At 69.6% G+C, this 11,578-nt stretch carries 9 protein-coding genes; 2 read left to right on the top strand and 7 right to left on the bottom strand.

Annotated elements, in window-relative coordinates:
* Positions 1-2 precede the first annotated feature (2 nt).
* The 3 genes from ABZ208_RS14945 to ABZ208_RS14935 all read right to left on the bottom strand — a co-directional run bounded on the left by ABZ208_RS14945 (position 3) and on the right by ABZ208_RS14935 (position 1,704).
* Positions 3-734, bottom strand: a complete 732-nt coding sequence (locus ABZ208_RS14945) for an HAD-IA family hydrolase (RefSeq protein WP_356909920.1) — start codon at positions 732-734, stop codon at positions 3-5.
* Positions 735-802: 68 nt separating this feature from the next.
* Positions 803-997 carry a glyceraldehyde 3-phosphate dehydrogenase NAD-binding domain-containing protein gene (locus ABZ208_RS14940; protein WP_356909895.1) on the bottom strand — a complete coding sequence of 65 codons (195 nt, stop codon included), beginning with the start codon at positions 995-997 and terminating at the stop codon, positions 803-805.
* An 83-nt stretch (positions 998-1,080) separates the two neighbouring features.
* Entirely contained in the window at positions 1,081-1,704 is a 624-nt protein-coding gene (locus ABZ208_RS14935; RefSeq protein WP_356909894.1) for a hypothetical protein, read from the bottom strand.
* A 656-nt stretch (positions 1,705-2,360) separates the two neighbouring features.
* Here ABZ208_RS14935 and ABZ208_RS14930 point away from each other — a divergent pair.
* Both ABZ208_RS14930 and ABZ208_RS14925 read left to right on the top strand, forming a co-directional pair.
* Positions 2,361-3,230: a universal stress protein gene (locus ABZ208_RS14930; protein WP_356909893.1), complete on the top strand. Its 870-nt coding sequence runs from the start codon at positions 2,361-2,363 to the stop codon at positions 3,228-3,230.
* Positions 3,231-3,972: 742 nt separating this feature from the next.
* Positions 3,973-4,887 (top strand): universal stress protein, encoded by a 915-nt coding sequence (locus ABZ208_RS14925; RefSeq protein ID WP_356909892.1) that lies wholly within the window; start codon positions 3,973-3,975, stop codon positions 4,885-4,887.
* Positions 4,888-5,222: 335 nt separating this feature from the next.
* On the opposite strand, the gene ABZ208_RS14920 is transcribed toward ABZ208_RS14925, so the two are convergent.
* From ABZ208_RS14920 to ABZ208_RS14905, 4 genes are all read right to left on the bottom strand, one after another.
* Positions 5,223-6,746 (bottom strand): aldehyde dehydrogenase family protein, encoded by a 1,524-nt coding sequence (locus ABZ208_RS14920; protein WP_356909891.1) that lies wholly within the window; start codon positions 6,744-6,746, stop codon positions 5,223-5,225.
* A 113-nt stretch (positions 6,747-6,859) separates the two neighbouring features.
* A complete protein-coding gene (locus tag ABZ208_RS14915; RefSeq protein ID WP_356909890.1) occupies positions 6,860-8,422 on the bottom strand; it encodes a GMC oxidoreductase in 1,563 nt (520 codons plus the stop codon).
* Positions 8,423-8,464: 42 nt separating this feature from the next.
* Complete coding sequence (locus ABZ208_RS14910; RefSeq protein ID WP_356909889.1) at positions 8,465-10,027, bottom strand: amino acid permease; 1,563 nt, start codon at positions 10,025-10,027, stop codon at positions 8,465-8,467.
* Positions 10,024-11,493, bottom strand: a complete 1,470-nt coding sequence (locus ABZ208_RS14905) for an aldehyde dehydrogenase family protein (protein ID WP_356909888.1) — start codon at positions 11,491-11,493, stop codon at positions 10,024-10,026. Before ABZ208_RS14905 ends, ABZ208_RS14910 begins: the two co-directional genes overlap by 4 nt.
* Between the last annotated feature and the right edge of the window lie 85 nt (positions 11,494-11,578).

Raw genomic sequence — 11,578 nt, 5'->3', positions numbered from 1 at the left:
GGTCAGTCCTCGGTTCCGGGCGAGAGCAGTTCCGCGAGGTCGCGCACCACCAAGTCCGCGCCGTGCCGCAGCAGGTCAGCCGCGGTGTCGGGTCCGGCGGCGCGGTCCACGCCGATGACCAGGCCGAATCCGCCACGTCGCCCTGCCTGGACGCCTGCCAAGGCGTCCTCGACGACCGCTGTGCGGGCGACCGGGACGTTCAGCCTGCGGGCGGCTTCCACGAACAGAGCCGGGTCCGGTTTACCGGGCAGGTGAAGTCGAGCGGCCTCATCGCCGTCCACCAGCTCGGCGAAGAGGCCCAGGACCCCGGCGCGAGTGAGGAGCTCACGGGCGTGGTGGGATGCGGAGGCAGCCGCGAGCGGTATGCCCTCGTAGTGCAGGGCGTGCAGCAGACGCACGGACCCCGGGTAGGCGTCGATGCCCGGGCCGCGCAGCCGTTCGCTGTAGAGCTGTTCTTTCCGGGCCGCCACTGCGACGACCGTGCCGGTCCCCGGCGGGTCCCCGGGGGTGCCCGTCGGCACCGGCACCCCGCGGTTCATCAAGAAGGACGTGGCGCCGTCCAGCCGGGACTTGCCGTCGACATAGCGCAGATAGTCCCGCTGGAGGTCGAACGGCAGGCGTTGCCGACCGTCTTCGTGCGGGTGGTCACGCAGACAGGCGTCGAAGGCTGTCTTCCAGACGGCCGCGTGGACCTGGGCGGAGTCGGTGATCACCCCGTCGGTGTCGAGGACCATGGCCTCGATGGCCCGCAGCTCGAGCACAAGGCCGCTGCGGGCGGTTCCGTGGCGCCGGGCGGACGCGGTCACAGTCGTTCAGCGCCCAGGCGCCCCTGCGTCGAGTCATTCGCGAGCAGATGATCCAGTGCTTCGGGTGATGCGAGGTCGTTGATGGCAACGACCTCGATCGGTGAGGCGTCGGCGTCGGCCTTGTCCGGCGCGGCGCGCGGATAGGTGCGGCCGACCTGGCCTAACCCGTTGATTCCTATGCGTACGGTCATGTGCGATCCACTCTCTTCAGCCGTGGGCGAGTCCCGACGGCGCGGACACCCGGGGTAGCGCGTCGCGCTACCCCGGTCGACGGTCAGAGCAGCCAGCAGTTGCGGCGTACGAACGGGAGTTCCTGCCAGACTTTGCCGAGCCCCCAGGTACGGCCCGCGGCGGCAACGGCGAGAACGATCAGGATCACCGCGTACATGACGTGGTAGTCGATGACCGGGTTCGACGACATGCTGGGGGCTCCGTCGGAGAGGTGCTTGGCCGGCGGCCACTCCGCTGCCCACATCAGCGCCATCATCACGGTGCCTGCGGCGGCGGCGAGCCGTAGTGCGATGCCGGACACGAGAGCGGCCCCGATGCCCAGCAGGCCCAGCATGAACAGCCAGTTGGCCCAGGTGTCGCCGGCCCAGGAATGGAAGGTCGACTCCAGCGGTCCGACGGCGACGCCGCCGAGGAATCCCTTCGTCGGTGAGCCGCCGTTGATCCAGGCTCGGGCGGAGGGCGTGGCGTAGCCCCATCCGAAGGCCTTGTCGAAGAACGCCCAGAGGAACACGAAACCGATCAGAACGCGGGCGGCGGCGGCAGGGCGGGCAAGGGCGCCGGTCACGGACCGGGGCTGCGCGCCGTCGCCGGTTCGGGTCGTCCCGGCTCGATGCCACGACGGAATACGGATACCGGTGTGCCGCCGCGGAGGAAGGTGAACGACCATGCCTGTCAGTACCTTTCACGAGTGAGCGCGATGAGCGGTGTGCGTGCTCAATCTCCCGGTGGGGCCGGTGAGTACGCTGCGGCCGAACGGCCCTGCCGCACGGCCGAACGGCCCTGCCGCACGGCCGAACGGCCCTGTGGCGGCAGACCTGTTGGGGCGATCCGTCTCGGCCGTTGCGGTCCCGGCTGTCAGCTCCGGGCAGGACGCCTGAGATGCGTCGCGAAATCTGTATGGGGCGGCGGGCGCGCTGGCCAGTCACGGCCGGTTCGGGCGGACTTGCGCGATCACTTGCATACGACTGCGACTCGGGAGAAGCGGTCGACCCGGCGAGGCGGGGATTTCCGTGACCGTGAGCGGGTCGGCTCCTGGGCACAGGCCATCGCCCGCGAGCTGATGGCGCTCCCCCACGTACGGCCGACGTTCGCCCGACGAGGGGAGACGCCGGTCGTAGCCCCGACTGCGTAGGGGCCCGAGCGCGGTGCAGGGATCGTTCCCGGCTCGGCGGTGGTCGGTACAGCGTGGAACAGGGCCGAGAGGACCCGGGCCAGGGACGATCGGCCCAGGCACCGCCGGTCCCTCCTCTGTAATCGTCTACCTCACGAAGTCAGCAAGTCCGTTGCGAATACTGACCGCGGCGGCACCACCGGGAGGCGACCATGCCTGGCACCATCACCGTTGGACTGGACGGAACAGACCACGCCCTCGCCGCCGCGGACTGGGCGGCGCACGAGGCGGCGCGCCGGGGGATGGACCTGCGCCTGGTGCACGCCTGGGTGTGGCGCGGCACCGACACGGTGTACATCGGGGACCGTGCTACGGAGGAGCGGTGGGTGCGTAATGTGCTGAACGAGGCGGAAGCCCGCATGGCCAAGGTGTACCCGGACCTGAACGTCACTACCGAGCTGCTGGTCGATGACCCCGTACCGACGCTCGTCGCCGAAGCCGCGCGGGCCGAGATGCTGGTGCTGGGCTCTCGCGGCTACGGCACGCTGACCGGCTATCTGGTGGGTTCTGTGTCTCTGCAGGTGCTGCGCCAGGCGGCCGGGCCGGTCGTCATGGTGCGCGGGCCGAGGCAGACCACAGTGCAACAGCGCTTCGACGAGGTCGTCGTCGGCGTCCAGGAGGCAGAGGAAGTCGGCGGCCCAGTCGTCGAGTTCGCCTTCGCGGCCGCCGCCGAACGCGGAGCGACACTTCGAGCTGTACGCGCCTGGAGCATCCCGTCGGTACTGTCCTGGAGTCCGGGATCGATGTGGCTGGCCGATCAGGCGGGTGGCTTGGAGCCGCTGCACAAGGAGATTCTGGCCGACGCCCTGGGGCCCTGGCGCCAGAAGTACCCCGATGTGGATGTCATCGAGCATGTCGAGCTCGGCGCAGCCTCGGAGGTTCTGCTGTCCAACAGCGGCCGCGCGAGCCTCGTGGTCGTCGGACGCCGCACCCACGACACGGGCCTGCGCCGTCTTGGCTCAGTTGCCCATGCTGTTCTCCACCACGCGCCCGGTGCAGTCGCGGTCGTACCGCACCCCTGACACCGCGTGCATGGGACCACGCGCCCTGCTACACCGCAACCGCCCTGGACGGGTCCGTCCAGGGCGGTTCGGTTTGGGCCGCGGCCGGCCAGTCGTGGGCCACCACGGCGACGGGCGACGCAGCGTGTTCGATGACGGCGTGGGCGACATGGCCGATGTGCGGGCTCCAGCGGACCGCGCCGGATGCGACCGGCCGACCACCACCAGACCGGCGCCCCCGGCGGCCGCCGACAGCTGCCGCGTAGCAGAACCCGGGACCGGCTTCTCGACCACGTCCACCGTGTGGAACTTCTGCCGCCATGGCAGCACCATGTCGCCGTGCGCCTGAGCCACCTGGGCACTGATGTCGCCCTGCAGTCCGGCATCGAACACGGGCAGGTAGGTGAAGGCCGAGGCGGAGATGCGTCACGAGCGAGACGTGAACTCTTCCTGCGACACGTCCGCATGCTCACCTTTGGCTCGCTGAGGCCGGGGAAAGACCCGACGATATGGCGGCCCGTCGGTTCGCCGGGCCCGCTCCCGGGGTGTCCGGCTGTCGTTCGATCCGTCGGCTGGTGGGGGAATGGCGGTCCCACCAAGTCACGTCCGGGGGCTGGGCACGGCCGCGACATCTGGGGTGCGCCTCAAGCCGGGACCAGTGGTCCCCCGGCGGCCACCTGATGGCCCTCGCGTGTGGCGGGCGGTGCGGCGAGGCTGATGGGGCCGGTGTGCCGGCGCTGTCACAGTGAAGGAGAGAGCCAAGATGCCTACGGCCCCCGCCCCCCATGCCCACGGGCGTACGCCCGTAGTCGCCGGAGTCAGCCAATCCGACGCAAGCAGAACCGGCCTTGCCTGGGCCTCGGACGAAGCCGCGCTGCGGCAGCTGCCGCTGCGGCTGGTACACGCGCTGGAATGGCCGCCGGGAGCAGACCCCGACCCCCACGTCCCCCACCCGGAGCGCACCTGGAGCGCCCATTTCCGGTCCGGCGGAGAGGCGGTGCTGCGCGAGGCTGTGGAGTTCGTCCACGCACGCCATCCGGGCTTGGAGGTCGAGGCGCGTTCCGCTGACGGTCCGCGAGCCCGGGTGCTGGTGGAACAGGGTGCAGAGGCCGCTCTGTTGGTGGTGGGTGCGAAGCGGCCGAACGTGGCGGAGCACCTGTTCACCGTCTCCCCCCTTGGGGTCACCCTCACCGCCCATGCCGGGTGCCCGGTAGCGGTGGCCCGCGAACCCGAGTACGCCGTCGGCGAGCCGCCCCTGGTCGTCGTGGGGGTCGACGGGTCCGCCAATTCCCGCGATGCCATGGCGTTCGCCTTCGAAGAGGCCGCGGTGTCCGGGGCTCGACTGGGGGCGGTCATGGTGCGCTACCTGCATCGCGAGCGGGCGGTAGGCGGCGAGCGGGCCGATGTCGAGAATCGCTCCAGGACCGAGCTGTCGGAAGCGACAGCGGGCTGGCGGGAGAAGTACCCGGAGGTTGAGGTTGACTATCGGGTGAGGTATGGCCACCCGGCGCGGGCCTTGGCCCACACGGCCGCAAATGCGCGGTGCCTGGTGGTCGGGTCCCGCGGGCTCGGCGGCTTTCGCGGCATGCTGCTCGGCTCGGTGAGCCATGTGCTCCTCCATCAGGCGACCTGCCCTCTGATCGTGGTACCGCCGCGGGAAGGCGTAGCCGCATACTGAACGTCCTACAGCGACTGGGGGCACCTCCGCCGGCTGCCACGAGGCCTTACGACCTTCAGCACGCCGGGATCTCCTACTGGCTGCACTCTGACGTGGACCCCGGCCGAATGCGCGCGCCGAGCCGGGCAGAGCATTGAAGTGCTCTTCCGGCACTACGCCGAGTTCCCCAGGGCTGAGTGCCGGATCTGGTCCGCGAGTGGTCCGCAACTGCTGGTCAGGAGTGGGAGACCGGTGGGAGGAGTTGGGATAGTCGACGCAATCCGGGCTGCTTTGTAATCGGATAGCGCAGAGGGCGCCACGGGAAGCAGCCCAGTTCAGGCGCCCTCTTATTGGCCCTAGAAGAAGCCGAGCTTCTTCGGCGAGTACGACACCAGCAGGTTCTTCGTCTGCTGGTAGTGGTCCAGCATCATCCGGTGCGTCTCGCGGCCGATACCCGACTGCTTGTAGCCGCCGAAGGCGGCATGCGCCGGGTACGCGTGGTAGCAGTTCGTCCACACGCGGCCCGCCTGGATGGCCCGGCCCGCGCGGTACGCGGTGTTGATGTCGCGGGTCCAGACACCCGCGCCGAGCCCGTACAGCGTGTCGTTCGCCGCGGAGATCGCGTCCTCGAAGTCGGAGAAGGACGTGACGGCGACGACCGGGCCGAAGATCTCCTCCTGGAAGACCCGCATACGGTTGTCGCCCTCGAAGATCGTCGGCTGCACGTAGTAGCCGCCCGCCAACTCGCCGCCGTGCTCGATGCGCTGACCCCCGCTCAGTACCTTCGCACCCTCCTGCTGGCCAATGTCCAGATACGAAAGGATCTTCTGGAGCTGCTCGTTGGACGCCTGCGCGCCGATCATCGTCTCGGTGTCCAGCGGATTGCCGGGCACGATCAGCTCCGTGCGGGCGATGCCGGCCTCGAGGAACTCGCCGTAGTGCCCGCTCCCGATCAGCGCCCGCGACGGACAGGTGCACACCTCACCCTGGTTGAGGGCGAACATCGTGAAGCCCTCCAGTGCCTTGTCGCGCAGTTCGTCATCGACCGCCCAGATGTCGTCGAAGAAGATGTTCGGCGACTTTCCGCCGAGCTCCAGCGTGACCGGCTTGAGGTTCTCGGAGGCGTACTGCATGATCAGCCGCCCTGTCGCGGTCTCTCCCGTGAACGCGATCTTCGCGACCCGGTTGCTGGACGCGAGCGGCTTGCCCGCCTCCTCGCCGAAGCCGTTGACGATGTTCACCACGCCCGGCGGCAGCAGATCGGCGACCATGCTCATCAACAGGTGGATGGACACAGGGGTCTGCTCGGCCGGCTTGAGCACCACCGCATTGCCCGCCGCCAGCGCCGGAGCCAGCTTCCAGGTCGCCATCAGGATGGGGAAGTTCCACGGAATGATCTGCCCGACCACACCCAGCGGCTCATGGAAGTGGTAGGCGATCGTGTCGTCGTCGAGTTCGCTGAGCGAACCCTCCTGGGTGCGCACGGCGCTGGCGAAGTAGCGGAAGTGGTCGATGGCGAGCGGAATGTCGGCGGCCAGAGTCTCACGCACCGGCTTGCCGTTCTCCCAGCTCTCGGCCACCGCGAGCCGTTCGAGGTTCGCCTCCATCCGGTCCGCGATCCTGAGCAGGACGGCGGCACGTTCGACGGGGGAGGTCCGTCCCCACGCCGGTGCGGCGGCATGCGCCGCATCCAGCGCCCGCTCCACGTCCTCGGCCGTGCCACGGGCCACCTCGGTGAAGGGCCTGCCGTTGACCGGACTCGGGTTCTCGAAGTACTGCCCGCGGGCGGGCGGGACGTAGGCGCCGCCGATCCAGTGGTCGTAGCGGGACTCGTACGAGACGATCGCGCCGTCCGTACCGGGCGCTGCGTAACGGGTCATGTCCAACCTCCCGGTGAGGGTGCCGTCCGACGTTGGACGGCACGCGCCGCGAGGCTAGGAGTCACAACGTTGCAACCAGGTTGCGGTCGGGTGCGCTCGGCCACCCGCCCCCGTCAGCCCGCCTTGATCAGATCCGCGCACTTCTCGCCGATCATCATCGTGGTGATGCACGGATTGACCGCGGGCAGGAACGGCATCACGGACGCGTCCGCCACCCGCAGCCCGCTGACGCCCTTCACCCGCAGCTGCGGGTCGAGCGGGGAGGAACGGTCATGGGCCGCACCCATCCTGACCGTGCAAGCCGGGTGGTACACGGTGTTGTGGGTGTCGCGGATGTACGAGAACAGCTCCTCGTCGGTCGTGGTGTCCGGGCCGGGCGCGAGTTCGGCGCCGGCCCACGGCGCGAGCGGGGCCTGGGACGCGATCTCGCGCGCCAGGCGCAGCCCGTAGATCATCACCCGGATGTCGTGCTCGTGCGTGAAGTACCGCGGGTCGACCTTCGGCTTGTCCCGGAAGTCCCGGCTGCGCAGCCGCACGGTCCCCTCCGAGCGCGCCCGGGTGACGTTGGGGGTGAGGCAGAACGCGTTGTCCGTGGTCGGGTAGCCGCGCCGGTAGGTGTTCATGTCGAAGGGCACCGAGCCGTAGTGCAGCATCAGATCCGGCCGGTCCAGGCCCGGTTCGGTGTCGGCGAAGACACCGATCTCCCACCACTGGGTGGAGGTGGTGACCATGGGCTGCTTCGCCGCCCACATGATCACTCCCTCGGGATGGTCCTGGAGATGGGATCCGACCCCGGGGGAGTCGACCCGGACCTCCACCCCGCTCTCCCGCAGATGCCGGGCGGGCCCGATGCCCGAGAGCATCAGAAGTTTCGGCGAGTCGATGGCCCCGCAGCACACGATCACCTCGCGACGGGCCCGTACCACTGCGGAATGGACCGTGTCGGGCTGCAGATACTCCACACCCGAGCAGCGCGGGCCTTCGTCGAACAGCAGCCGCTCGGCCTGCAGCCCCGTCCGCACATCGAGGTTCGGCCGCTTGCCGAGAACGGGATGCAGGTAGGAGACCGAGGCGGAGGAACGGGTGCCGTCCAAACGGGCGTTGATCTGGAACCAGTTCGCGCCGCGCACGACCGTACGTCCCGTGTTGAACGGTCTGGTCGGGATGCCCGTCGCCGCGCAGGCGGCCAGCAGCGCCGTTCCGCAGGGGTCGTCGGGCGGCACGGTGCGAATCGTCACCGGCCCGGAGCGGCCGTGGTGGTCACCGGGCGCGTCGTTGGTCTCCAGCCGCTGGTACAGCGGGAAGCAGTCCGCCGCGCTCCAGCCGGTGCAGCCCATCGCCGCCCACTCGTCCAGATCCTCGGCCGGCGCCCAGAAGGCGATGCAGGAGTTGTGCGAGGAGCAGCCGCCGAGCACCTTGGCCCGGGCGTGCCGCAAGAAGCTGTTGCCGTTCTCCTGCGGCTCCACCGGGTAGTCCCAGTCGTAGCCGGATTCCAGCAGCTCCATCCACCGGTTCAGCCGCAGAATGCTCTCGTCACCGACGTCGGAGGGGCCCGCCTCCAGCACACAGACACTGACCTCGGGGTCCTCCGACAGCCGTGCGGCGACGACCGCACCGGCGGTGCCGCCGCCGACCACGACATAGTCGAATTCGGGCGGCAGGGCTTGAGAGGCCATGGCGTCTCCAGGATCGAGGGACCAGGGGGTCGAGGGAGGTCATCAGGAAGGTGACGTGGGTTCGGCGGCCGTACGCGTGGCATGCTCGGCCAGCACCCCTGTCCTGTGACGCTGCACGAACCAGTAGTAGGCGAAGCCGCCGACCGCGACGATGCCGATGAACAGGAACGCGCCCCAGCGCAGATACCAGTGCTGGTCCCCGGTGGCGTTGTAGACCTCGGCGCGCGGCCAGGCGAGGTTGAGGGACATCGCCGCACCCCACAGCACGGCCAGGATGTTGATCGGAAGTCCCAGCCGGCCGAGCGAGAACCGGCCCTCCTTCGGATGCCAGCGGCCGCGCAGGCGCTGGATCAGCATCGGCAGCGTGACCAGCAGATACGCCAGATAGATCATGATGATGGCGATGCTGGTGATCACCGAGAAGATCTGCGGCTGGTTGATGTTGATGACCAGGATGACCACCCCCACCACGCCGATGACGACCGCGGGAACCACCGGGGTCCGGAAGCGGGGGCTGACCCGGGCGAGCACCGAACCCGCCGGGAGGTTGTTGTCCCTGGCCATCGCGAACATGAGCCGGATGCCGGCGGCATGCACCGCGAGGACGCAGACGGTGATCGCGACGACCACGCACCACAGGAAGATCTCGCCGATGGTCGCTCCGAGGGTCGCCAGCACCACATACTGCAGGCCTTCTGTGGCCAGCTCGTCCGACTGCAGGTCCGGTACGGCCAGCAGAGCGAACAGCAGGATGAAACCGCCGATGACGAACGAGGCGATCAGCGCCCGCAGGATCGCGCGGGGCGCGTTGCGGCTGGGGTTGTGCGACTCCTCCCCGAGCGACGAGGCCGTGTCGAAGCCGTACATCACATAGGCGGAGGCGAGCGAGGCGGTGAGGAAGGCGCCCAGGTAGCCGAGGGGCTCGCCGGCGCCCTTGCCGGCGGTGTCGAAGAGCACGCTGCTGGGCCCGCGGGTGATGTGCGCGGCCAGGAAGATGATCAGGGCGACGGCGGCGATCAGCTCGATGAACACCCCGGCGGAGTTGATCCGGGCCATGAGCTTGACCCCGAATGCGTTGACCAGCGTCGAGAACAGGATGAGCGCCGAGCCCAGCAGGACGGCGTTGGCCGCCGCGTCGTTCTCACCGCTCCCGTCGCCCACGAACTGGAACCCGGCGTCGATCCGCGGCAGCGTGATCTGGTACGCGAGCGCCACGGCCGACAGCGTGACCATGGTGGCCGTCATCATCATCCAGCCGCCGAGCCAGCCCACATGCGGGCCGCCCATCTTCTTCGACCAGTTGTAGACCGATCCGGCCACCGGATAGCGGGCCGCCAGCTCGCAGAAGCACAGCGCCACCATCAGCTGGCCGGCGAACACCATCGGCCAGGACCACCAGTAGGCGGGGCCGCCGAAGGCCATGCCGAAGTAGAACAGCTGGAAGGTGCCCGTCAGGATCGAGATGTAGCTGATCCCGGCGGCGAAGGTGTGGAAGTTGCCGAGCGTGCGTTTCAGTTCGGGGCGGTAGCCCAGTTCGGTGAGCGAATCGTCGTCGTGTTCGCCTCCGCCGGCCCCCGGCGCCGCGGCGGCCTTGTCCGTCGTCATTCGAACCACCTCTGCGGCCGCGGGTCCAGATTCCGCCAGATGTGCTTGGCTTCCTGGTACTCGGCCAGGCCTGCCGGGCCGAGCTCGCGGCCGAAGCCGGACTGTTTCATCCCGCCCCACTCCGCCTGCGGCACATACGGATGGAAGTCGTTGATCCACACCGTGCCGGCCCGCAGCCGGGACGCGACCCGCTGGGCCCGGCCGACGTCCTGCGACCAGACCGCGCCGGCCAGCCCGTACATCGTGTCGTTGGCGACCGCGACCGCCTCCTCCTCGTCACGGAAGCGCTCGACGGTGAGCACCGGGCCGAACGACTCGTCGCGCACCACCGACATGCCCGGTGTGCACTCGTCCAGCACGGTCGGCAGATAGTAGTAACCGTCGGCCAGCGCCGGATCCGGCGGTGGGTTGCCGCCGCAGCGCAGCACCGCACCCTCGGCCAGCCCTGCAGCCACGTACGCCGCGACCTTGTCCCGGTGCGCGGCCGAGATCAGCGGACCTGTGCGGGCCTCCGGATCGAACGGGCCGCCCACCCGGATCGCCCGGGCCCGCCGGACCAGCTCGTCGACGAACCGGTCGTGCAGGGTGTGCTGCACCAGCAGCCGTGCCCCGGCGGAACAGACCTGGCCCGAGTGGAGGAACACCGCCATCAGGGCGTGGTCGACGGCGGCCTCGAAGTCCGCGTCGGCGAACACGACGTTCGGGTTCTTGCCGCCGAGCTCCAGGGCGACCTTCTTCACCGTGGGCGCGGCGGCGGCCATGATGCGCCTCCCGGTCACCAGACCGCCTGTGAAGGACACCAGATCGACCCTGGGGTCCTCGGTGAGCGGCGCGCCGACGGCCGGCCCCGCCCCGAGGACGAGATTGGCCACCCCGGCGGGCAGTCCTGCCTCGGTCAGCAGCCGCATCAGCATGACGGCGGTGTGCGGCGTCAGTTCGCTCGGTTTGAGGACGAAGGTGTTGCCCGCGCCGAGCGCGGGGGCGACCTTCCACGCGGTCTGCAGCAGCGGATAGTTCCACGGGGTGATCAGGGCGCACACCCCGACCGGTTCGTGCACCACCCGGCTGTCCGTCCGCGGGTTCCCGGTGTCCACGATCCTGTCGGTGCCGCCTGCCGCCGTCAGGTGTCCGAAGTAGCGGAAGCAGGCGGCGATGTCGTCCATGTCGTACTCGCTCTCCACGAGCCGCTTCCCGGTGTCCAGGGATTCGGCGCGGGCGAGTGCGTCCTTGTCGCGCTCCAGCAGATCGGCGACGCGGAGCAGCAGCCGGCCGCGTTCGGCGGCCGGTGTGTGCGGCCACGGACCGCTGTCGAAGGCGTCGCGCGCGGCGGCGGCCGCCGCAGCCGCGTCCTTCGGGCCCGCCTCGTCGACCACGGCCACGAGCGTGCCGTCTGCGGGGCAGCGGATCTCGCGCACCTGCCCGTCGACGGCGGTGGTCCACTCGCCACCGATGAACAGCTCCGGCATCGCGCACCTCCGGGGTCGGACGGCCGGGCACCGCCTGGGTGCTCCACCCAATGACCCTACGGAGAGCGGACCGGGTCCGCAGTGC

Origin of the sequence: Streptomyces sp. NPDC006208 (assembly GCF_040613775.1) — a bacterium.
Taxonomy (GTDB): Bacteria; Actinomycetota; Actinomycetes; order Streptomycetales; family Streptomycetaceae; genus Streptomyces.
This window is presented reverse-complemented; position numbering and strand designations above follow the sequence as displayed.